Raw genomic sequence first — 22,410 nt, forward strand, 5'->3', positions numbered from 1 at the left:
ACGTCCTTGACCTCACCCTTGAGCACACCGGCCTGAAGCGCGGCGCCGACGGCGACGACCTCGTCCGGGTTGACGCCCTTGTTCGGCTCCTTGCCACCGGTGAGCTCGCGCACCACGTCGGCCACGGCCGGCATCCGGGTCGAGCCGCCGACCAGGACGATGTGGTCGATCGCCGAGAGCGGGATGCCCGCGTCCTCGATGACCTTCTGGAACGGCACCTTGGTGCGGTCGAGCAGGTCCTGCGTGAGCTGCTGGAACTGGGCGCGGGTGAGCTTCTCGTCCAGGTGCAGCGGGCCCTCGGCCGAGGCCGTGATGTAGGGCAGGTTGATCGAGGTCTCCATCGAGGAGGACAGCTCGATCTTGGCCTTCTCCGCCGCCTCGCGCAGGCGCTGGAGGGCCATCTTGTCCTTGGACAGGTCCACACCGTGCGCGTTCTGGAACTGCTTGACCAGGTGGTCCATGACCCGCTGGTCCCAGTCGTCGCCGCCGAGGTGGTTGTCACCATTGGTGGCCTTGACCTCGACCACGCCGTCGCCGATCTCCAGGAGCGACACGTCGAACGTGCCGCCGCCGAGGTCGAAGACGAGGATGGTCTGCTCGTCGGCCTTGTCCAGGCCGTACGCCAGCGCCGCCGCGGTGGGCTCGTTGACGATGCGCAGCACGTTCAGACCGGCGATCTCGCCGGCCTCCTTCGTGGCCTGCCGCTCGGCGTCGTTGAAGTACGCCGGCACGGTGATGACCGCGTCGGTGACCTTCTCGCCCAGGTAGGCCTCGGCGTCGCGCTTGAGCTTCATCAGGATGCGGGAGCTGATCTCCTGCGCGGTGTACTTCTTGTCGTCGATCGCCACGGACCACGTGGTCCCCATGTGACGCTTGACGGACCGGATGGTCCGGTCGACGTTGGTGACGGCCTGACGCTTGGCCACCTCGCCGACCAGAACCTCACCGTTCTTCGCGAAGGCAACCACGGACGGTGTGGTCCGCGACCCCTCCGCGTTGGTGATGACGGTCGACTCGCCGCCTTCCAGAACGCTGACGACGGAGTTCGTCGTACCGAGGTCGATACCGACCGCACGTGCCATGATTCGGTTCCTCCACGGGGAGAGTTGAGTGTTTGTCGCTCAAGGATGAGCCGTCGGGTGCAACCGGTCAAATCGCTTGAGTATTCCTGACTCAACTTTAGTGCCTCGCGACGTGTGAGGGGCGGGTTCGAAGGCATGCTGTCGCCACCCGGACGCTCGGCGTCATCGAAACGTTGTGCGCCTCCGGAGACTTATTTAGGTGAATGTCGCCACAAACGACACCCTTGACGCCTGCAGCCTCTTCATGCGCATGGCAGCATGTCGTGGCGCCTGATGCCTGCAAGCGAACGCCAGGCCAAACCCGAGATCCGAGGGGGACCTCCCGATGAGCGATGGTCAGGGCTATCCGCCTGTGCCACCGATGCCGCCCGGCCCACCACCGGGACAACAGGGACAGCCGGGCCCGCCACAGGGTGGCTATCCGCAGCAGGGCGGCTACCCGCCGCCTGCCGGTTATCCGCAACAGCAGCAACAGCAGGGCGGGTTCCAGGAGCCCGACGGTTACCCGTACCCGCAGTACAGCCAGTACGGCCACTACCAGCAGTACGCGCAGAACCCGGTCCCGCTGGGTCCGGACGGCCGGCCGCCGCGCGGTGGGCGCAGCAAGAAGGTGATCGGCACCTGGATCGCCGGTGTCACCGGCGCCGTGGTCGCGTCCGTCGTGGTCGCGGTGGTCGGCTTCGACGACCCGACCGACAAGAAGGACCCGGACGCGCAGAAGTCGGCGCCCGCGCCGATCGTGACCGGCAAGGTGGCCGCTCCGAGCAACAGCGCGGCCGCCGGGCCCAAGAAGGCCGACATCACCAACCAGCTCAAGATCCCGGACACGCTGCCGCCGATCACCGGACCCAAGATCAGCGGCATCTCGGTGGATCCGAAGACCTGGCCCAAGGCCTGCGATCTGCTGACGGACGACGAGATCAAATCGGTCATCCCCGAGGGGACCATCCGCGAGCGCAAGAGCTTCATGGGCCGGTACTCGAACCTGCTCGGCAAGAGCGTGAACGACAACGAGTGCGACATCACGCTCGACCTGCCGAACCAGCAGTCCTCGGACTACCCCGCGAAGATCAACGTCACCACGTACGGCTACAAGACGCCGGCCGAGGAGAAGGCCTCCTTCGCGAAGGAGAAGACGCAGTCCGAGACGGCCACCAAGCCCTACCCGGACCAGTACGACGACATCCCGGCCGACAAGATCGGGGTGGACGGGTCGTTCCGGGACAACCGCACGATCCAGATCTCCAAGAACGGCTTCCGGGTCTGGGTCACCCTGTCGGCCCAGCTGGAGGACTCGCAGGGCAACCCGCTCAAGAGCAACACCATGGTGCGTCAGTACGGCCCGTCGATGGCCGCGGTGGTCGGGCAGAAGCTGTGAGCGGTGGGTGGCAGCAGGGACCGGGCGGGCCGCCGCACGGGCAGTATCCGCAGCAGCAGCCGGGGTTCGGGCAGCAGCAGGGCTACGTGCCGCAGCAGCCCGGCTACCCGCCTCCGCAGCCGGGCTACGGGCCGCCGGGACACTACGGGCCGCCCGGCCGGCCGTACGGGCCGCCGGACCCGCCGCGTCGGGGCAACCGGCTCGCGCTGTGGGCCGCGATCGCGGTCGTGCTCGTCGGTGCCGGCGTCGGCGGCTTCGTGCTGCTGAACAAGGACGACGACTCGGACACCGCCAAGCCCAACCCGACTTCGGTGGCACCGGCCGCGAGCGGCGGCGGCAAGAGCGGCGATTCCAAGGCCGGGCAGAGTGCCGAGCCGCTCGAGCGTCCGATGGTTTTCCCCGCAGCGCCGCCCGCCGACGCCGGGGCAAAATTCAACGCGACCAACGACGGCAAGACCTGGCCGAAGGCGTGCGACATGCTGTCGGACGCGCAGATCGGGAAGGTCGTCAAGGGCGCCACGGTCAAGACCAGGAAGTCCGACACGACCGTTTCGGTCAAGTACGACTTCCCGGGCGCGGCCGATAATCAGTGCAGGTTCGAACTGTCCGTGCCGGACCCGAACAATCCGAAGTATCCGTCGTACGCCAGGATCGAGCTCACACTGCACGAGGTGAGCACCCCGGCGACCGCGAAGGGCCACTACGGCGACACCAAGAAGAACCGGGGGCGCAAGCCGTTCGGCGTGTTCGAGGAACTCGGCACGAAGCTGGGCACCGACGACGCGTTCCGCGACGACTCGTACATCTGGTTCCACAAGGGTCCGTACTACGTGGAGCTGTACGTGTCCTCCGGACTGGAGGGTCCGGGCGGGGCGAAGTTGGCGGACGACGACGCCGTCAAGCAGTACGGGCCGACGCTCATCGGTTACCTCGTGGCACGGATGTAACCCGCGGTACCGCAGCATCGGCGACAGCGCATCGGAACAGCGCATCGGAACAGGCATCGGGAGGATACGGGGATGGTACGAATCGGGAACCCAGGAGGGAACCAGTACGGCGGGCCGCAGCAGCAGCCGCAGTACGGTCATCCCGGGATGTACCAGCAGCCGTACCCGCCGCAGCCGCCGCCGCGCCGGAGCAAGCTGAAGCCCATTCTCGGCTGGGTCGGCGTGGTGGTCGGCGGTGTGCTGGCCACCGTCGCCGCGTCGTACATCGTCGACGAGATCAACAAGAAGAACGACAAGGGCGACAAGCCGGTGGCCGAGAACGGGGTCGCCTTCCCCGACGGCTACACCCCGCCGCCCGGGGTGGCGTTCGTCGACGGCGCCAAGTTCCGGGCGTCGGGGGACACCGGGACGTGGCCGGACGCGTGCACGATGTTGTCCGACAAGGAGATCCAGAACGCGGTCCCCGACGCGAGCATCGTCGGGGCGCGCGAGGGTCGCAAGGGCGCCAAGACGCCCCGGAACTACGAGTGCACGGTCAAGCTCAAGCTGCCCAACCTCCAGGACCCGGCCACGCCGGCCAAGCTGACCATGACCATCAAGGCGATCGGCGACGCCGCCCCGGTCAAGGACATGTACGAGAAGGCCAAGGCGGAGGCGGCTCCCTTCACCGGCTACGAGGACCTGGCCAACAAGCTGTTCGTACAGGACGCGTTCCGCCAGAACGGCAAGCTCAACCTGTACAAGCAGGGCGCCAAGCCGGATTCGCCCGGCTACTACGTGGTCCTGGACGTCAGCGCGCAGACCAAGGAATCGACGGGCGCGAACGAAGCACCCGACACCTGGACCAAGAAGGCCGGACCGGCCCTCGTGCGCGTCCTCAACATCAAGATGACGGACGACTGATTCGCCGTCGTCCCTCGACGGTTCGTCCCCACGGGAGCTCTCGATGACCGGCCAGTACAACAGCCCGAACTCCGGCCAATACTCCGGCCAGGGGCCCGGCTATCCGCCGCCGGGCGGCTACGGCCAACAGCCGCCGCCCGGCCAGTACGGCGGGCCGCCGGGCCAGTACGGGCCGCCGCCCGGGTACGGCCCGCCCGGCTATCCGCCGCCGTATCCGCCGGAGCCGCCGCGCCCCAACCGCCGCAAGCAGGTCTTCAGTTGGCTGGCGGTGCTCGCGGGGGGCACCGCGGCGACGGTGATCGCCGCGCTGTTGATCAACGGCACGGACGGCAAGAAGAACGAGGCGGTCAAGCTGCCGCCCACGGAGTCCGTGCGCAAGCTGGAGAGCTTCGACCCCAAGGCGGTCCAGAACGCTCCGAGCGCTCCTCCCGCGTCCAAGGAGGCCTCGCGTCCCTCGGCGCCGCCCGCGCCCAAGAGCGGTGGCAAGTTCGCCCCCGTGGCGACCGACATGTCCACCTGGCCGGACGTGTGCGACCTGATCACCCCCGACGAGATCGCCAAGGTGATCCCCGAGGTGACCACCCAGGAGGAACAGGGCACCGCCAAGGCCGCCGGTTCGTATGCCTCCCGCGGCCCGGCGCTGCGCAGCACGACCTGCCTCTACACGGTGAACACCAAGCGGGGCTTCGGCTACAGCAACGTGATCAAGCTGACCATCGAGATCAGGAACATCGACGCCCCCAAGGAACTCGACTACATCTGGAACCTCAACAAGAACGGCGCGCAGCGGATCCAGTCCGACTTCAAGGCGATCACCGCACCGGGCGTCGACGACGCCTACTACGCCGTGCAGAAGGTGCGCCTGCGCAAGGGACAGTACGACCTGCAGGTCGACGCGACGGGCAGTCTCACCATGGAGGGCACCGACCGGCCCTGGATGAATTGGCAGAGCGAACTGCTCCCGAAGTTCGTCGCGACCATCAGCGCCAAGATCTGACCGGACGCGCCCGGGACCCCGGCGGGTCGCGGCGATCGCCACCCGCCGGGCGCACGGCCTACTCGTCGCGGTGGACCGTTTCGGGGGCGAAGCCGGGGAGGCAGACGGCGATGTAGTCGGCGCCCTCGGAGTTCCCGGTGCTGTAGCGGACCCACTCGCCGGCGGGTGTGTGGATGCCCTGGCCGGCGGCGACCTCCTGGACACCGCCCTCGAACTCGACGGTCAAAACGCCGCGCAGGACCACCGTGTACTCGTCGAACTCGGGGCGCTGGCCCGGTTCCTCCCAGCCGCCGGGGCTGGTCATGTGCGCGATGCTGAGCGCCCGGTCGCCGGTGTTGACCCGGCCGACGTACTCGCGAATGGTCTTGGGGATGTTGCCGGCGGCCTCGACGACCGTCGGCTTCTCGATGAAGTTCGGCATGTGTCCCATCCTGTACCGGGACGCCGGTAAATCGTTGGCGGCCCCGCCCGGGCACTTGGGACCGTGGAGTCGACGGGGAAGACACCCCTGTGCGGTTTCGGGGAAGGGGCGACGCATGTCCACACTCAAGGTCACGGCCGAACGGTTGGTGGTGCACGAGCACCCCAACGCGGACGCGCTGGAGCTGGCCCAGGTCGGCCTGTACCGAGCCGTCGTCGCGAAGGGCGCCTACGTCACCGGTGACGTCGCGGTGTACATCCCCGAGCAGGCGGTGCTGCCGGACCCGCTGATCGACGAGCTCGGCCTCACCGGGCGGCTCGCCGGGTCGGCCAAGAACCGGGTTCGGGCGATCCGGCTGCGCGGCGAGCTCTCGCAGGGCATCGTCTGCCGGCCGAGCGCGCTCGAGGGCCGGGACCTGTCGGCCGCGCTCGCCGGTGACGAGGACTTCGCCGAGGTGCTGGGCATCGTCAAGTGGGTGCCGCCCATCCCCGTGCACATGAGCGGCGAGATCGTGCCCGCCGCCGACCTGCTGCCGTGGGTCGACATCGAGAACGTGCGCCGCTACCCGGAGTTGTTCACGGCCGGAGAGCCGGTGGTGGCGACCGAGAAGATCCACGGCACCGCGTGCCTGTACACCTACGTGGCCGACACCGGTGAGAGCTTCGTGTCCTCGAAGGGCTTCGGTGCCAGGTCGCAGGCGCTGGTCCGGGACGAGCACAACCTGTACTGGCGCAGCGTGCTCGCGCACCGGCTGCCCGAGGCCGCCGCGGAGTTGGCCGCGCGGTACGGCGCGGCCCGGGTGGGCGTGTTCGGCGAGGTGTTCGGGCAGGGCGTACAGGACCTGGGGTACGGCGCGCAGGGTCGGTCGGAGCTGCCGGGCTTCGCGGTGTTCGACGTCGCGCTCGCGGACGCCGGCGGCGCGGTACGCCGGGTGGACGCCGAGCGACTCGCCGAACTGCTCGGCGGCTTGCAGACGGTGCTTCCGATGGTGCCGACGCTGTATGCCGGGCCCTACGACGAGGCCGCGCTGCTGGCCCTGGCGGAGGGCCGGGAGACCGTCTCGGGCACCGCCGCGCACCTGCGCGAGGGGATCGTGATCCGCCCGGCTCGCGAGCGGTACAGCGACGTGGTCGGCGGGCGGGCGATCGGCAAGATCGTCTCCGCGGCCTACCTCACCCGCAAGGGTGGCACCGAATACGAATGAGGCCTCGCGCGCTGGGGCCTACCGCTCTGGGCCGAATGAGAGAGGATGGCGTCCATACGTCTGGAGAGGATCTTTTTTCATGAGCATCGACCCGTCCTCGCTTCCGAGGTCGACCTTCGTCCCGGCCGCACCGGTCGTCAAGCCGTCGGCGGACCTGATCAACCAGGTTCTCGACGAGCTCCAGGTGAACCACTTCACCGACGAGGAAGGCGACATCTGCGCGCCCTGGGACCGCTTCCGCGTCTACTTCATGCTGCGCGGCGACAAGCAGGAGATCTTCACGGTCCGAATGTTCCTCGACCGTGAGTTCGAACCGGCGGAGCGCCCGCGGATGCTGGAGCAGCTCGACGAGTGGCACCGCCAGTTCTTCTGGCCCAAGGTCTACACGCACGAGCACGAGGGGAAGCTGCGTCTGATCGGCGAGGCTCAGCTCGACTGCGAGCCCGGCATCAACCGCGAGCTGTTCGTGTTCACCACGCGCGCGTGGATCAGCACGTGTATCTCGTTCGCGAACTGGATCAACGAGCAGTTCGGCCCCGAGGACAAGCCGGCCGACGGCCAGGCGTAGTCCGACAGCGCGTGTGTGGGGGCCGTCGGCCCCCACACGTACGCCGGTGCCCGTGCGGGCGGGCCCGGCTCAGCCGGTCGCCGCGAGCCGCTTGGCGGCCTCCTCCAACACCTCGACGCGCTTGCAGAAGGCGAACCGCACCAGCGGTCGGCCGACCTCGACGTCGTCGAAGAAGACCACCTCCGGAATCGCGACCACACCGCGCAGTTCGGGCAGCCGACGGCAGAAGTCGAGGCCGTCCGCGTAGCCCAGCGGGGTGATGTCGGTGGTGGTGAAGTAGGTCCCTTGCGGTTCGTAGACGGTCAGTCCGGCCGCGCGCAGGCCGCCGCCGAGCAGGTCGCGCTTGTACCGCAGGTCCTCGCGCAGCCCGTCGAAATAGGCGTCCGGCAGCCGCAGGGCGTGTGCGATGGCGGGCTGGAACGGCGCGCCCGAGGTGTAGGTCAGGAACTGCTTGGTCGTGCGTACCGCCGCGATCAGCTCCCGCGGCGCGCACACCCAGCCGATCTTCCAGCCGGTGAACGAGAAGGTCTTGCCCGCCGACGAGACGGTGACGGTGCGCTCGCGCATGCCGGGCAGTCCGGCGATCGGGATGTGCTCGCCGTCGTAGACGAGGTGTTCGTAGACCTCGTCGGTGACCACGATCAGGTCGTGCTCGATCGCGATGGCGGCGATCGACTCCAGTTCGGTCCGGGTGAGCACGGTGCCGGTCGGGTTGTGCGGGCTGTTGAGCATGATCACCCGGGTGCGGTCGGTGACCGCCGCGCGCAGCTCGTCCGGGTCCGGGCGGAAGTACGGGGGACGCAGGGTGACGCCGACGCGGCGTGCGCCGGCCATCGCGATGCACGCGGCGTACGAGTCGTAGAACGGTTCGAGCGCGATCACCTCGTCGCCGGGCTCGAGCAGCGCGAGCAGGGTGGCCGCGATCGCCTCGGTCGCGCCGGTGGTGATCAGCACCTCGGAGTCGGGGTCGAAGGTCTGCCCGCGAAAGCGCTGCCGGTGCTCGGCCACCGCCAGGCGCAGGTCCGGGATGCCGTCGCCCGGTGGGTACTGGTTCACGCCGTCGCGCATGGCGGCGACCGCGATCTCGATCACCTCCGCCGGGCCGTCGGTGTCCGGGAAACCCTGGCCGAGGTTGATCGCGCCGGTGCTGCGCGCGAGCGCGGACATCTCGGCGAAGATCGTGGTGCCCAGGCCGTCCAGGTGTCGGGCCAACAGCGGTCGGTTCATCCGTACGGCTCCTTCGCGGGGGTTGGTCTACCCGCCCATCCTCGCGTGCCGGATGGTCCGGTCCACAGGGTGTCCTTCACCCGTTCGTGTCAATGCCTTTCACCTTCACGGGTGACGACGCTGTGCCTTTGGGCGCCTACCGTGAGTCATGTCCCCTGGTTTGCAGCCGATTGTCGCCCCCGGGAGCCTCCCGTGGGTCTTCCCCGTTGCCCGGACAGATGAGCGCGAGAATGCACGCCACACTCACCACCACGTACACCGACACCCGCGCGGACGCCCTCGGCTGGTGCCTGGGCCTGCCGGCGCTCCCCGCGTTGGCCGAGCGCCATGTCGAAATCGGAGGGCTGAAGCTGGAGCTGCGGTTGCTGGGCGCGTCGCACCAGATGCTGATCACTCCCGACCGGGGGGAGGGCGACGCGGTGTCGGAGACCGTCGCGTGCCTGCCGGGCGCGGCCACCCCGTTGCCCGCCCGGGCGGCCACCCGGCTCGGCCGGTGGGAATACGAATTCACCGCGTTGACCCAGCGGTTGGAGGACGCCGCGTTCGTCGCCCGGGTGCGCGAGATCGTGGCCCTGGCGACCGGGCACCGATACGGCCTGATCGGCGAATACCCCGGGCTGCCGTACGCGGTCACCGCGATGGTGGTCGAGGGTTGTGGGGCCGGTGCGGTCTGGTCCACGTGGCACACGTACCCGCAGGAGTGCCGAATCGTGAACACTCGAAGTCGCGCGATGTGACGATCGCACCAAACGATCCGACACAATGACGCCCCATCAGGTGATCCGACGACGATGGGGGACACGGCGCCATGTTCAGGGATCTCGCGGAGGGTGTCGGTTACGCGTTCGCCTACGGGGGCGTGGGCATCGTGCTCATGGTCCTGGGGTTCGTGCTCGTGGACCTGCTGACACCCGGCAACCTCGGTCGGCAGATCTGGATCGAACGCAATCGCAACGCGGCGCTGGTGCTCTCCTCGGCACTGCTCGGCGTCGGCATGATCGTCACCACGGCGATCGCGACCACCTACGAGGAGTTCGGCAAGGGGCTGGCCTCCACGGCGCTCTTCGGGGTCTCCGGGCTGATCCTGATGGCCATCGCGTTCCTGGTGATCGACCTGGTCACCCCGGGCCGCCTCGGTGCCACCGTGGTCGAGCGCGAACCGCACCCGTGCGTCTGGGTCACCGCGTCCTCCCAGATCGCGATCGCCGCGATCGTGTCGGCGTGTATCGCCTGAGCCGGGGGTCGGGCCCGGGCCGAGCCCGAGCCCGACCTCCGGCCCTGGGCCGGCTCGGCCCGGGGCGAGCCCGACCCGGCCCCGGGCCCGCCCACACGTCCCGCGCGTAACCGGTTCGGGTGAACCGTCGGCGCGTCCGACGACCCCCGCGCGCTCCGCGCCTACCGTGCTCGGGGTGACCTCCCCCGCGCCGCGCGCCCCCACCATCGTGCGCGCCTCCGCGGCCCGGGCCCGCCCGGCCGCGCTCGCCGCGGGGCCCGCGCGGTTCGTGGTCCTGCTCGCCGTGCTGGTCTGCGCGGCGTGCGGGCTGGTCTACGAACTCGCGCTGGCCGCGCTCGGCGGCACGCTCGGCGGCGACCCGGTGGTGGAGACCTCGATCGTGCTCTCGGTGATGGTCTTCGCGATGGGCGTGGGCGCGCTGGCCGCCAAGCCGCTCGCGCGCCGGGCCGCGGCGGCCTTCGTCGCCGCCGAGATCCTGCTCGCGGCGTGCGGTGGGATGTGCGCGACCGTGCTGTACGCGACCTTCGCCTGGTACGACGTCTACCGCTGGCCGATGATCGCCGTCGCGGCCGTGCTCGGGCTGCTGATCGGGGCGGAGATTCCGCTGCTGATGACGCTGGTGCAGCGGATCCGCCCGCAGGACGCGGGCAGCGCGGTGGCCGACCTGTTCGCGGCCGACTACGTGGGCGCGCTGATCGGCGGTCTGCTCTTCCCGTTCCTGCTGCTGCCGCACCTGGGCCAGTTGCGCACCGTCGTGCTCGCCGGCGTGATCAACGCGATCGCGGGCGCGCTCGTGGTGTTGTGGCTGTTCCGCACCGACCTGCCGGTCCGGCTGCGGGTGGTGATGTACGCGGCCGTGGCCGCGGTGCTCGCGCTGCTGGCCGGCACCTGGGCGTACACGCCCGCCTTCGAACGGGCGGCGCGCGAGGTGCTCTACGACGGGGACGTGGTGTCCGCGCGAGAGGACGTGGTGCTCACCCACACGGGCGCGGGTCCCGAGCTGTACGTGGCCGGCGAGCGGCGGGTCGCGGCCCCGGGCGCGAGCGAGACCGCGCAGGCGCTCGTGCACCCCGCGATGGCCGGCCGGCACGAGCGGGTGCTCGTGCTCGGCGGGGGCGACGGGCTGGCCCTGCGCGAGGTGCTGCGCTACGCGGCGGTGCGCGAGGTCGTGCTCGTGGTCTCGCGCGTCGCCGAGACGGCGCCCGCGCGGAGCGACCCGCGGTTGCGCGCGCTGGCCGGCGACGCGTTCGCCGACCCGCGGGTACGGGTGGTCGGGGCGGACGCGTTCGCGTGGGTGCGCGGCGCCGCGGAGCGCTTCGACGTGGTCGTGGCCGACCTGCCCGGGCCCACCGTCGGTGCCTCCGCGCGGCTGTACACGCAGGAGTTCTACGGCCTGACCCGGACCGTACTGCGCCCGGCCGGCCGGATCGTGGTGCACGCCCCCGCGCCGGACACGCATCCTCGCGCGTACTGGTGCGCCGAGGCCGGTCTGCGCGCCTCGGGCCTGCGCACGGTGCCGTATCGGGTCAGCGTGCCGGGCCCGGCCGACCGGGGCTTCGTGCTCGCCGCGGTCGCGCCCGGCACGGGCCTGCGGGCCGCCGACGACGCCCCGGACCCGGCGGTGGTCCCGTTCCTGGCCGCCGACCGGCTGGCCCTGGCCGGGTGGTTCCCGCCGCACGAGGCACGCGTGGACGTGCCCCCGTCCACCCTGAACAACCCGCGCATCGCCGACTACGCGCGCGGCTGAGCGACAACCGCCGCCCGCTCCTCAGCGGATCGACATGTACGCCCGGAACGCCTTGTGCAGCGTGGGCAACACCGGGTACTCCCACTCGCCCAGGTTCTCCACGACCCGTCCGTTCGTACCCAGCTTCCAGCGCAGCACCCCGAACAGCCGGTCGTCCGGGTCGATCACCGGACTGACCCCGCGCATGTCGTAGACCGGCACGCCGCGTTCGTGCACGTCCCGGATCATCCGCCACTGCAACGCGTGGCTGGGCCGCACGCCGCGCCCGTGGTCGGTGGAGGCGCCGGTCTGGTACCAGACCCGCGAGCCCGCGCTGATCAGCGTGTGCGCCGCGAGCAGCCGATCCTCGAAGCGGGCCAGGTAGAGCTTCATCCGACCCGCCGACTCGGTGTTGAGCGCACGGAACTGGCGTTCGTAGTAGGGAAGCTCACGGCCGAGTCGGAACCCGTTGCGGCGCTCGGTGACCCGGAGCAGCTCGAAGAAGGCGGGCAGGTCCTCGTAGCCGCCCACGGTGATGTCCACCCCGGCCTTGCCGGCCTTGCCGATCGCGCGCTTCCACTCCTGGTTGAAGCCCGCCTTGACCTGATCCAACGACCGTCCCTGGAAAGGAAGTTCGAAGGTGTACCGGGGTTGCGCGTCGGCACCGTCGCCGGACGCGCGCCAGCCCAGGTCGCCCAACCGCAGCGCGACGGTGGCGCCCAGCGGGTCGATCTCGTCCGGGGTGACCCGGTCCAGGTGCTTGAGACCGTGCTTGACCGCGTCCTTGACGGTCTGCGCCTGCCACCGCCGGTGCGCCAGCGGCGGGCCCATCCGGACCGTGAACACATGCCGAGTGCGCATGTGTTCGATCAGCGGCGCCAACCACCGCTGCGGGTTCGGGTCGGTCCAGTCGATCACCGGACCCTCGGGGAGATACGCGAACCAGTACGGCACCTTGGGCATCTTGCGGTACAGCACCAGCGCCGACCCGACCACGACGCCGTCCGCGTCGTACCAGCCGATGCCCTCGCTGCGCCACGCCTCCTTGACCACGGCCCAGGACGGGTATTGCAGGAAGCCCGCGTCGCCGCGTCCGTCGAGATGGGCCAGGTGCGCGTCGGGCGTCAGCGGGGCGACCCGCAGCCTCGGATCGCCGGCCGCGGCGGGCACCAGGGCCGCGGAGGCGGGCGCGGCGGGAACGGTCGAGCGCGCGGGCGGCGCCGGGAGCAGCGTGACCACGGGACGTCTCCTCGGGGACGGAGGGATGCGGGGTAGCCCCGCATCCCTTTAAGAGCCCGTGGCAGCGGGGTTTCGTCACCGGAAAATCCGGATGCAACACAAGTGGCCCGCCGAGGACTCAGATAGAGGGGGACCATGTCCGGAGCCCCGATCGAGCCCGAATCGGAGGCTTTTGTGAGCGATGTCGTCGCGGCGCCGCCGCGCGGTCGGCACGCTCGCGGCGAGGGCCGCGAAGACGCCTCCACCGCGCCCGCGGCGGTGTCGGCGCGGCCGGTGGAACCGGTGGCCGGCCGGGCCGCGCGAGACGGTGCCGGGCGCGCCGGCCGGCCGGTGCTGCGCGGTGGCGCGAGCCTGGCGTTGGGCTCCGCGGTGTCCCGACTGACCGGCTTCGCCCGCAGCGCGACGGTGGTCGCGGCGCTGGGCACCGGGTTGTTCGCCGACGGCTACAACGTCGCGAACACGGTGCCCAACATCTTGTACATCCTGCTCGTCGGCGGCGCGCTCAACTCGGTCCTGGTGCCGCAACTGGTGCGCGCCGCGCGGCGGGACGCGGACGGCGGCGCCGGCTACACCGACCGTCTGCTCACCGCGGTCGGCTGCCTGCTGCTCGTGCTCACCATCGCGGGCGTGCTCGCCGCGCCCGCGATCGTGTCCGCGTACGCGGACTACGACGGCGCGCAGCGCGACCTCACCATCGCGCTGGCCCGGATGTGCCTGCCGCAGATCCTCTTCTACGGCGTGTTCGCCCTGGTCGGCGAAGTGCTCAACGCGCGCGGCCGGTTCGGGCCGATGGCCTGGACGCCGATCCTGAACAACCTCGTGGTGATCGCGGTCTTCGGGTCCTTCCTGCTGGTCGCGCACGACGTTCGGGACGCGCACGGCATCACGCCCGCGCAGACTCGACTGCTCGGGCTGGGCACCACGCTGGGCATCGTGGTGCAGGCGGCCGCGCTGGTGCCGTACCTGCGCGCGGCCGGGGTGCGCTGGCGACCGCGCTTCGACTGGCGCGGCCACGGACTGGGCACGCCGCTGCGGATGGCCGGCTGGGCGGTCGGCCTGGTCGGCGTCTCGCAGGTGGGCTATTGGCTGGTCACCCGGCTCGCGGTCGAGGTCTCCGACAAGGCGGTGGACTCCGGGGTCGGCCACGGCGTCGGCTACACCGCGTACGCCAACGCCCAGTTGTTGTGGATCGTCCCGCACGGCGTGGTCACCGTGTCCATCGCGACCATGCTGATGCCCCGGATCAGCCGGGCCGCGGCGGACGGACACCCCGCGCGGGTCCGCGAGTCGATCTCCCGGGGCCTGCGGCTGAACGCGCTGGTGATCGTGCCGGTGTCGTTCCTGTTCCTCGCGCTCGGCCCGCAGGTGACCGCGGTGGTCTTCCGGCACGGCGTCACCACCGAGGCGGACACCCGAGCGATGGGCCTGATGTTGTCCGCGTTCGCGCCGGGGTTGATCGCGTACTCGGCGCAGTACCTGATCCAGCGCGGGCTGTACGCGGTCCAGGACGCCCGTACGCCGTTCTGGGCCAATGTCGCGATGACCGCGGCCGGGGCGCTGTTCGCGCTCGTGGCCTACGGCACGCTGCCCGCAGAGTGGGCGGTCACCGGGATGGCGGCCGGATACAGCGCCGCGCAGGTGATCGGCCTGGTGTGGTTGGCCCGGGTGCTGCGCCGGCGGCTGGGCGGGCTGGACACGATCCGGGTGGCGCGCACCCACGCGGGCCTGGCCATCGTCTCCGCCGCCGCGGCCGGCGGCTCGTGGCTGCTCGCCCGTCGGTGTGCGCACACGCTGGGCTCGGGGCCGGTGGGCTCGGCGGTCGCGCTGGTCGGCGCGGCGGTGCTGTTCGCGGTGCTCGTCGTGCCGATCGCGTATCCGCGGGCGCGTCGGTTGTGGTTGCCGCGGGAGCCGCCGCGCCCGGATCCCGACCCGGGCGCCACGCCGCGCGTGATCGACCCCGACGCGCCGACCGGACGACACCGGCGGGTGTGATGGGGTGGGACCGTACCTGCCGACCGCACGGGTCGGTCCACGGGTGAGCCGGTCGAGCGTCGTCCGCCGCCATGAACGGGGAGAACGGATGCAGTACGAAGTCGTCGTGCCGATCCCGGTCCGATCTGTCTGGGACACCTTCCACGACGCCGAGCGGCTGGCCCGATGTGTTCCCGGCCTGCTGCTCGACGAGCCGGCCCGGACCGGTGCCGAGGGCATCGAGCTGACCGGCCGGTGGCAACTGCGGGTCGGTGCCGACACCATCACCCATCGCGGCACGCTGCGGCTCGTGGACGCGATCGAGCCGCTCGCGCTGGTCGCGAGCGTCGAGGGCGTCGAGAGCGTGGACGGCGCCGGTGACGGCGACGAAGGTGGCGACGGTGGCCCGGGCACGGCGGAGTCCGGCACGATCCGCGTCGGCGCGGAGTTCGCCGTGAGGCTGTACGACCTGGACGCGGACGACGAGGACGGCCCGAGCCGGACCCGGATCGTGTTCACCGACGCGTGGGACGCGTCCGACGGGGGCGACGCGGACGACGCCTTCGGTGCCGACCCGATCCGCCCGGCCGCCGCGTTCACCCGGGCCGCCGACCTGTTCGCCGCGGCGCTGACCGACGAACTGTCGCCGGCGCCGGCGGACACCCCGTTCGAGTCGGTGGTGCCGATCCCGGACCCGTTCGCGCCGCGAGCCCGGACCCAGGGCGCCCGGCCGTCGGCGTCGCGCCCGGCCGCGAACGGCGACGCGGAGCCGGATCTGTGGTCCCGGGCGGGCCACGGCACCGGCCGCGCCGCGCGCCGTGCGGTCGGGGTCCTGGTCCCCGTCCTCGGCGCGTTGTTCGTCTGGCGTCGGGTGCACGTGCGTCGCCGCCGCGCCGGTTAGGCCCTCTCCGGTGGTGGGTCCGCGCCGCCCGGCACTGCGCCTCGCCGTGCCGGAGAAGCAGCCGAATAGAGCCACCATGCGTCTGCTTCTCCGGCCCGCCGAGGCACGCCACCGGACGACGCGGCCCGATCCACCAAGATCCGCCGGACAGGGCCTAGGCTCCGGTGCCATGAGTTCCGACCGCGATGCGCTCCTCGACCAGATCAAGACCAAGGCCGTCGTGCACGGCAAGGTCGTCCTCTCCTCCGGCCGGGAGGCGGACTACTACGTCGACCTGCGCCGGATCACCCTGGACGGCGAGGCCGCGCCGCTGGTCGGCCGGGTCATGCTTGAGCTCACCGCGGACCTGGAGTTCGACGCGGTCGGCGGCCTGACGCTGGGCGCCGACCCGGTCGCCGGGGCGATGTTGCACGCCGCGGCCGCGCAGGGGCGCAGGCTGGACGCGTTCGTGGTGCGCAAGGCCGGCAAGGCGCACGGGCTTCAGCGCCGCATCGAGGGGCCCGACGTCAAGGGCCGCCGGGTGCTGGCCGTCGAGGACACCTCCACCACCGGCGGTTCGGTGCTGACCGCCGTCGAGGCGCTGCGCGAGGCCGGCGCCGAGGTCGTCGCGGTCGCGGTGATCGTCGAGCGCGGAGCCGCCCCGACGGTGGAAAAGGCCGGCCTGGAGTACCGGGTCGCCTACCACCTGGAAGATCTCGAACTGAATTAACGCCCACCCGTACATTCCGCTCCGGCCGCCCCGTGTGATGCCTTGCGCATTCATGGGGCGGCCATTGCTTTTTTCGCGGTCTCGGATATTGTCGGACCAGTTCCGACGTCGGCGCGTCCGCCGACCGGACTTCCCGGGGGGGAAGTGTGAATTCTTCGTGTATGTCGTCCCGTGCGCGCCGGCCGTGATCTCGCGGCTGAGTCGATTCGCGCCGAACGGGGCGTAAACACCCCTGCTCTTTCCCCTCGGGCCGCCGGGTCGGTTCCCCGTCCGACCCGGCGGCCATCTCCGCTCCACCATTCGAAGAGGTCTTGATGCAGTTGCGCCGCAGCCTTTCCACGACCGCCGTCGCGGCCATGGTCTCCTCGGTCGCGCTTTTCGCCGCTCCCGCCGCGATGGCCGCCGGCTCGACCAGCTCCACCGCCCCGTCCGGCACCGCGTCCTCGACCGCGGCGCCCAAGGGCGAGGCGGACAAGCCCGGAGCGGGCGCCAAGAGCACCGCTCCGACCACCGCGGCCCCGGCCGCCGGGAAGGGCGACGCGGACGTGCCGCCCGTCCTCGTCGGTGGCGGTGCCGTCAGCGAGGGCATCTCCGCGAAGGTCAACGGCTTCCCGGGCAAGCTCGTCGGCGGGGCGAAGGCGACCCCGTTCTCGACCACGATCACCAACCAGGGCAAGAAGTCGCTCGCGCTCGCGCCGGGCTTCCAGTTCTGGAACGCCGACAAGAGCCTGAAGGCGTCGCACATCGTCCTGGAGTACCTGGACGGCACCACCTGGAAGCGTGCCCAGCTGGGCGACGAGGACGGCGCCGTGGGCGGCTTCCTGGCGATGGACGGCGAGTACGTCGAGACCCCCTACCAGGTCGCGGCGGGCAAGTCGGTCACCATCCAGCTCCGGATCGCGGTCACCAAGGACGCGCCGCTGGGCAAGAACCTGGGCTTCAACGCCACCGTCGGCTTCCTCGACGAGGACGAGGAGGGCTCCGCGTTCGCGCTGTCCGACACGTTCGGCTTCCTGATCGCGAAGGCCGACTCTCCCGGTGGCACCCCCGGCACCCCCGGGACCAAGCCGAAGCCGCAGCCCAAGCCGAAGCCGAAGCCCGGCACGGTCAAGCCCGGCAAGGAGCTCGCCGCCACCGGCGCCGACGACAGCAACACCCCGGTGCTGATCGGTGCCGCCGCCGGCACCGCGCTCGTCGTGGGCGCGGGCTTCGTCGTCATCGCGCGTCGCCGCCGAAACGGTGCCTCCGCCTGACGGTGGATGCCCTTCCCAAAGCCGCCCTGCCCCCGGTCCCCGTCCGGGGGCAGGGTGTTTTCGTTCCCCGCAATAGTCGCGGTCGACACGACGCATGACGCCGGGAAAAGGTTGTACGCGGATGCATTTCGATACGACCGATTAACACGGGTGATCCGGGCAATGAAAAAGCGGCGGCGCACATATGTGCGCCGCCGCTTCAGAGCGTATGTGTTCAGCTACCCGACGACGATGCCGCTTCGCGCTTCGCCTCACGCTTGCTGCGAATGACCTCGATGATGATCGGCAGCAACGAGATCAGCACGATGACGAACACCCCCGGCAGCAGGTATTTGTCGATGCTGCTGCCGATCGTGTCGCCCAGCTTGTAGCCGAGCAGGATGATGCCGTCGGTCCACACCAGGCCGCCGATGACGTTCCACACGAAGAACGTCCGGGCGGGCATCTCCAAAACACCCGCGACCGGGTTCAGGAACGTGCGGACGATCGGGATGAACCGGGCGAGCACCACTGCCTTGGCCGGGCCGAACTTTTCGAAGTACTGCTCGGCCTTGGTCACGTACTCGGCCTTGAACAGCTTCGAGTCCGGTTTGTTGAACATCTTGGTGCCGAACCGGGCGCCGAGGAAGTGACCGAGCTGGGCACCGGCGATCGCGCATACCGGCGCGCCGACCAGCAACCAGGGCAGCGAGATGGACGTGCCGACGATCTCCTCAGCCGACGAGGACGCGGCGACGCCGGCCAGGAACAGCATCGAGTCGCCGGGGAAGAAGAACCCGACCAGCAGACCCGTCTCCGCGAAGATGATCGCGAGAATGCCGATGAGTCCGAACGTCGAGATGAGGGACGTCGCGTCGAGGACGTTGACAGCTTGGAATTCCACCTCTGGAGGGTAGTCCGCGCGACGCGTGCCCCGTCACCCGTCCCCGTCGTGAACCGCGCATCATTACGAGGTCGGGACCTTGCCGGGTGATGGCGCGCCGATCGCGCGCCGGTCGGGCGGGCTCCCGCAGACCCGGCGACACCCGTACGCACACAGAGTCAGGGGCAGCACGTGGGCATCGAGCGGCTGGTGGTGATCGGCGGCGACGCCGCCGGAATGAGCGCGGCCTCGCAGGCCAGGCGCCGGCGCGGCGAGGACGACCTGGAGATCGTCGTGGTCGAGCGCGGCCGGTTCTCCTCGTACTCCGCGTGCGGCATCCCGTACCTGGTGTCGGGTGAGGTGGACGGTCCGGACGCGCTGATCGCCCGTACGCCCGAGGAGCATCGCAAACGCGGGATAGACCTGCGGATGGGCGTCGAGGCGGAGGGCCTGGACCTGGATCGCCGCGAGATCGCGGTCCGCGACCTGGGCAGTGGCCGGGCCGAACGGATCGGCTTCGACCAGCTCGTGCTGGCCACCGGCGCGGTACCGGTGCGGCCGCCGCTGCCGGGCATCGACGCGCCCGGCGTGTACGGCGTGCAGACCTTGGAGGACGCGCGCGAGCTGATCGACTGGCTGGCCCCCGAGCACCGTACGGCGGTGGTGATCGGCGGCGGCTACATCGGCATCGAGATGGCCGAGGCGATGGTCCACAAGGGCCTGTCGGTGACCGTCGTGGACCGGTCCGCGCAACCGATGTCCACGCTCGACCCGGACATGGGCGCGCTGGTGCACGAGGCCATGGAGGGCCTGGGCATCGACGTGGTGACCGATACCGAGGCCCGCGAGATCGAGCTGGTGGACGGTCGGGCGAGCGCCGTGCTGACCGCCGACGGCCGCTATCCCGCGGACATCGTGGTGCTCGGCCTGGGAGTGCGCCCGGCCACCGAACTCGCCCGCGAGGCGGGCCTGCCGCTGGGCGCGAGCGGCGGGCTGCGCACCGACCTGCGGATGCGGGTCACCGCGGACGGCATCTGGGCCGGCGGCGACTGCGTCGAGGTGCTCAACCTGGTCTCCGGCCGCCGGCAGCACATCGCGCTGGGCACCCACGCGAACAAACACGGTCGGGTGATCGGCACCAACATCGGCGGCGACTACGCGACCTTCCCCGGCGTGGTCGGCACCGCCGTGAGCAAGGTCTGCGACCTGGAGATCGGCCGCACCGGGCTGCGCGAGAAGGACGCGGAGAGGGCCGGATTCGAGTTCGTGACCGCGACCATCGAGTCCACCGGCCGGGCCGGCTACTACCCGGGCGCGCGCTCGATGAAGGTCAAGATGATCGCGGAGCGGATCACCGGCCGGCTCCTGGGCGTGCAGATCGTCGGCCGGGACGGCGCCGCGAAGCGGATCGACACCGCGGCGGTCGCGCTCACCCACCGGATGACGGTGGAGGAGATGACCTCCCTGGACCTGGGCTACGCGCCGCCCTTCTCGCCGGTGTGGGATCCGATCCTGGTGGCGGCGCGCAAGGCCGCCCAACGGGTCGCCGAGGACCACTGACCCGGCGCTCCGGCCCGACGCCCGCCCCCGCCGCCCCAACGGACGGCGGGGCGGGCCACCGGCGCCCGATCGGGCGGCGGCGCGCGGAGCGGTCAGCGCGCCGAATACGGGCGGGGCTTGAAGCCGGTCGCGTCGATGGACGCGATCAGGCTGTCGATCGCGCCCTCGGTCCCGGCGTCCGCGCCGGTGGCCATGATCTCGATGCCCTGATCCACGATCGACCAGGTGCGCACCTTGAAGTTCTGGCCGCCCGCGCAGGTCACCGAGACCACGCGGTACTCCGCGCCGCGCCCGCCGACGGTGCGCTTCTCCTTGGTCACCACCTTGGCCGTGATCGTCTCGGTGTCCTTCAGCACGACCAGGCGCCCGTCCTTCGCGCAGATCGGCTGGGTGGCGTAGCCGTACGGGCTGCGATCGATCGTCGTCGCGTAGCTCCACCGGGCCGGGCCGTCCAACTCGTCGACGCGGATTTCCACGGAGTTCAGATCGCAGGTGACCGCGCTCCCCGACGTCCCGGCGGCCAGGAAGCAGCGGCTGCGGCGGACCCCGCCGGAGTCGGCTTCGCCGGCCTGCTCGTGCCATCCGGCCGGCAGGTTCACCTTGATCGCCTGCGCGCCGAAGGTCTTGTCGACCGGCCGGGTGGTGGTCGATGTGCTGGGGGTGCCGGTTCGGCTCGGCGGAGGCGACGTCCGCGTCCTCTCGCTCGTCGACGGCGAGTCGGGATCCGGGTCCGGATCCACCGGGGGAGCGGTGGTTCGGGGGACGCTCGTGGTCGGCGCGGCCTGCGCCGGCGCCTCGGGCGCCGCGGTGCGCTCCGCGGTCGGCAACGCGCTCACCGACATCGGCCCCTGGGCGGGCGCGCCGGCCTGGTGTCGTGGTGCCCCGATCAGGGACACCCCGCCGAAGGCTGCGGCCACGGCGGCCAGTATGCCGAGGGGGACGCCGACCCTCGTGCGCCGACTGCGGTGGGCGTCCTTCGCGGTGGGTGGGCCCGGCGGTCGCAGGGAGCCGAGCGTGACTGAGTCCGCGCGCGAGGCCAGGGCCGCGCGCAGCAGATCCTCCATCGATTCGTCGCGCGCATGGCGTTCGGTCACGACTGTTCGTCCTTCATGAGTTTTTCGAGGGCGTCGATGGCACGGCTTGCCGTGGACTTCACCGCTCCACGGGAAAGCCCGAGGGTCTCGGCTATCTGAGCCTCCGTCATATCGGACCAGTAGCGCAGCACCAGCACTTCGCGCTGTCGCGGTGCCAGGCGCTGGACCGCGCCGAGCACCCGCAGGTGCTCCTCGGACAGGACCACCACGTCCTCGGGCGAGGAGGCGTCGGGTTCGTGCGGGGGCACGTAGGCACGGGCGGTACGCCGGCGCCGCAGCACCGAGCGGGAGAGGTTGACCACGGAGGTGCGCAGGTACGCCAGCGCGTTGTCGACGTCGTCCAGTTCCTCGCCGAAGCGTCGGTACAGCGCGGTGAAGGCGTCCTGCACCACGTCCTCGGCGGTGCCGAGATCGTCGACGAGCAGGATGGACAGCCGGACCATGCCGAGCCGTTGGGCGTGATAGAGCTCGGTCAACGTCGGGCGGGCCGGCGGTTCCTCGCCGCCGCGCAGGATCCGAAATCGCGTACGACGTGGTGCGTCGGGCACTGTCGGGTCCTCCGACGGGGAGCCGGGCGACGCGTGGTCGCCCCCGAATGCCGGCATGCTCAGCAGCGCCACAGCCCTGCCGCCCCCTTCGCTGTCATGAGACCGTCCCCACCCTCCGTGCACAGCCCGTGTCCTGGTGACGCGCCGCACCCCGAAGGGTTGCGTGGTCGACCGAAGTTCTTTTCCCCGTACCTCGGTTCGGGCGGCGACGGCGCCCCGTCGAGCCGGCGTTCGCAAGCGCGGTCGGGGCGGAGACCGCGACCACCTTCGCCGCAAATCAACTCATAACGGTCATGCGCATGACCGGGGGCCTCCTTGGGGAAGGTTGTGGAAAAAGAATCGAGGACGGACGGGGCCCGCGGACGCCGTGAAAGCCGGTGTCGTCCGGCCCCGCACGTTCGTCTCGCCGTGTCTCCGCTTGCCCGCTCTCACTGCCCAGGACGCACCTCCGGTGGGATGGTTGCGTCACCGACGCAAGTTCGTACGGAAGCCTCCCGAGAGCTCGGCGCGACCGCGCGACGCCGACCTGACGTACCGTCAGATACCGCATCCGCTCCTCCGAACGGGGAGGACGGGATGCGGTGTC

Annotated in this window: 21 protein-coding genes; 14 read left to right on the plus strand and 7 right to left on the minus strand. The window is 70.8% G+C overall.

The window, feature by feature from the left end:
- The coding region (locus tag ACZ4FV_RS40875; RefSeq protein WP_402235733.1) for an Hsp70 family protein at positions 1-1,082 on the minus strand (1,082 nt) is incomplete at its 3' end.
- 325 nt (positions 1,083-1,407) lie between these two features.
- On the opposite strand from ACZ4FV_RS40875, the gene ACZ4FV_RS40880 reads away from it, so the two are divergent.
- The 4 genes from ACZ4FV_RS40880 (at position 1,408) to ACZ4FV_RS40895 (ending at position 5,307) form a co-directional block, all read left to right on the plus strand.
- On the plus strand, positions 1,408-2,460 hold the full coding sequence (locus tag ACZ4FV_RS40880) for a hypothetical protein (RefSeq protein WP_465325767.1): 1,053 nt from the start codon (positions 1,408-1,410) through the stop codon (positions 2,458-2,460).
- The gene (locus tag ACZ4FV_RS40885; RefSeq protein ID WP_395864688.1) at positions 2,457-3,407 is read left to right on the plus strand and encodes a hypothetical protein; all 951 of its coding nucleotides are present in this window, start codon (positions 2,457-2,459) and stop codon (positions 3,405-3,407) included. Before ACZ4FV_RS40880 ends, ACZ4FV_RS40885 begins: the two co-directional genes overlap by 4 nt.
- 72 nt (positions 3,408-3,479) lie before the next feature.
- Positions 3,480-4,310: a hypothetical protein gene (locus tag ACZ4FV_RS40890; protein WP_402235737.1), complete on the plus strand. Its 831-nt coding sequence runs from the start codon at positions 3,480-3,482 to the stop codon at positions 4,308-4,310.
- A gap of 43 nt (positions 4,311-4,353) precedes the next feature.
- Complete coding sequence (locus ACZ4FV_RS40895) at positions 4,354-5,307, plus strand: hypothetical protein (RefSeq protein ID WP_465325769.1); 954 nt, start codon at positions 4,354-4,356, stop codon at positions 5,305-5,307.
- Between the two features lie 58 nt (positions 5,308-5,365).
- Here the strand turns inward: ACZ4FV_RS40895 and ACZ4FV_RS40900 are convergent, their stop codons facing one another.
- Positions 5,366-5,728 (minus strand): cupin domain-containing protein, encoded by a 363-nt coding sequence (locus tag ACZ4FV_RS40900; protein ID WP_395864682.1) that lies wholly within the window; start codon positions 5,726-5,728, stop codon positions 5,366-5,368.
- A 115-nt stretch (positions 5,729-5,843) separates the two neighbouring features.
- On the opposite strand from ACZ4FV_RS40900, the gene ACZ4FV_RS40905 reads away from it, so the two are divergent.
- A complete protein-coding gene (locus ACZ4FV_RS40905; RefSeq protein ID WP_395864680.1) occupies positions 5,844-6,932 on the plus strand; it encodes an RNA ligase (ATP) in 1,089 nt (362 codons plus the stop codon).
- 79 nt (positions 6,933-7,011) lie between these two features.
- On the plus strand, positions 7,012-7,500 hold the full coding sequence (locus tag ACZ4FV_RS40910) for a type III secretion system chaperone family protein (protein ID WP_465325772.1): 489 nt from the start codon (positions 7,012-7,014) through the stop codon (positions 7,498-7,500).
- A gap of 69 nt (positions 7,501-7,569) precedes the next feature.
- Here the strand turns inward: ACZ4FV_RS40910 and ACZ4FV_RS40915 are convergent, their stop codons facing one another.
- Positions 7,570-8,727: a pyridoxal phosphate-dependent aminotransferase gene (locus ACZ4FV_RS40915; RefSeq protein ID WP_465325774.1), complete on the minus strand. Its 1,158-nt coding sequence runs from the start codon at positions 8,725-8,727 to the stop codon at positions 7,570-7,572.
- 230 nt (positions 8,728-8,957) lie between these two features.
- On the opposite strand from ACZ4FV_RS40915, the gene ACZ4FV_RS40920 reads away from it, so the two are divergent.
- The 3 genes from ACZ4FV_RS40920 to ACZ4FV_RS40930 all read left to right on the plus strand — a co-directional run bounded on the left by ACZ4FV_RS40920 (position 8,958) and on the right by ACZ4FV_RS40930 (position 11,708).
- Positions 8,958-9,464 (plus strand): DUF2617 family protein, encoded by a 507-nt coding sequence (locus ACZ4FV_RS40920; protein ID WP_395864674.1) that lies wholly within the window; start codon positions 8,958-8,960, stop codon positions 9,462-9,464.
- Between the two features lie 71 nt (positions 9,465-9,535).
- The gene (locus ACZ4FV_RS40925) at positions 9,536-9,961 is read left to right on the plus strand and encodes a DUF350 domain-containing protein (RefSeq protein WP_395864672.1); all 426 of its coding nucleotides are present in this window, start codon (positions 9,536-9,538) and stop codon (positions 9,959-9,961) included.
- A gap of 175 nt (positions 9,962-10,136) precedes the next feature.
- A complete protein-coding gene (locus ACZ4FV_RS40930; RefSeq protein WP_465325776.1) occupies positions 10,137-11,708 on the plus strand; it encodes a polyamine aminopropyltransferase in 1,572 nt (523 codons plus the stop codon).
- 21 nt (positions 11,709-11,729) lie between these two features.
- On the opposite strand, the gene ACZ4FV_RS40935 is transcribed toward ACZ4FV_RS40930, so the two are convergent.
- The gene (locus ACZ4FV_RS40935; protein ID WP_465325778.1) at positions 11,730-12,926 is read right to left on the minus strand and encodes a lipid II:glycine glycyltransferase FemX; all 1,197 of its coding nucleotides are present in this window, start codon (positions 12,924-12,926) and stop codon (positions 11,730-11,732) included.
- Between the two features lie 174 nt (positions 12,927-13,100).
- Between ACZ4FV_RS40935 and murJ the strand changes: the two genes are divergently transcribed.
- The 4 genes from murJ (at position 13,101) to ACZ4FV_RS40955 (ending at position 17,760) form a co-directional block, all read left to right on the plus strand.
- Positions 13,101-14,918, plus strand: coding sequence for a murein biosynthesis integral membrane protein MurJ (murJ, locus tag ACZ4FV_RS40940; protein WP_395864666.1), 1,818 nt, complete (start codon positions 13,101-13,103; stop codon positions 14,916-14,918).
- Between the two features lie 88 nt (positions 14,919-15,006).
- Positions 15,007-15,798: a hypothetical protein gene (locus ACZ4FV_RS40945; protein WP_465325781.1), complete on the plus strand. Its 792-nt coding sequence runs from the start codon at positions 15,007-15,009 to the stop codon at positions 15,796-15,798.
- Positions 15,799-15,967: 169 nt separating this feature from the next.
- Positions 15,968-16,507, plus strand: coding sequence for an orotate phosphoribosyltransferase (gene pyrE, locus ACZ4FV_RS40950; protein ID WP_395864662.1), 540 nt, complete (start codon positions 15,968-15,970; stop codon positions 16,505-16,507).
- A gap of 314 nt (positions 16,508-16,821) precedes the next feature.
- Positions 16,822-17,760 carry an LPXTG cell wall anchor domain-containing protein gene (locus tag ACZ4FV_RS40955; protein ID WP_395864660.1) on the plus strand — a complete coding sequence of 313 codons (939 nt, stop codon included), beginning with the start codon at positions 16,822-16,824 and terminating at the stop codon, positions 17,758-17,760.
- A 214-nt stretch (positions 17,761-17,974) separates the two neighbouring features.
- Here ACZ4FV_RS40955 and ACZ4FV_RS40960 read toward each other — a convergent pair whose 3' ends face one another.
- Entirely contained in the window at positions 17,975-18,643 is a 669-nt protein-coding gene (locus tag ACZ4FV_RS40960) for a DedA family protein (RefSeq protein ID WP_395864658.1), read from the minus strand.
- Positions 18,644-18,814: 171 nt separating this feature from the next.
- Here ACZ4FV_RS40960 and ACZ4FV_RS40965 point away from each other — a divergent pair, with 171 nt between their 5' ends.
- On the plus strand, positions 18,815-20,182 hold the full coding sequence (locus ACZ4FV_RS40965; RefSeq protein WP_395864656.1) for an FAD-dependent oxidoreductase: 1,368 nt from the start codon (positions 18,815-18,817) through the stop codon (positions 20,180-20,182).
- 92 nt (positions 20,183-20,274) lie between these two features.
- On the opposite strand, the gene ACZ4FV_RS40970 is transcribed toward ACZ4FV_RS40965, so the two are convergent.
- On the minus strand, positions 20,275-21,276 hold the full coding sequence (locus ACZ4FV_RS40970) for a hypothetical protein (RefSeq protein WP_395864654.1): 1,002 nt from the start codon (positions 21,274-21,276) through the stop codon (positions 20,275-20,277).
- The gene (locus tag ACZ4FV_RS40975; RefSeq protein WP_395864652.1) at positions 21,273-21,896 is read right to left on the minus strand and encodes a SigE family RNA polymerase sigma factor; all 624 of its coding nucleotides are present in this window, start codon (positions 21,894-21,896) and stop codon (positions 21,273-21,275) included. The genes ACZ4FV_RS40970 and ACZ4FV_RS40975 overlap by 4 nt, the downstream gene beginning before the upstream one ends.
- Between the last annotated feature and the right edge of the window lie 514 nt (positions 21,897-22,410).

The sequence above is a fragment of the Embleya sp. NPDC025285 genome (assembly GCF_055558835.1).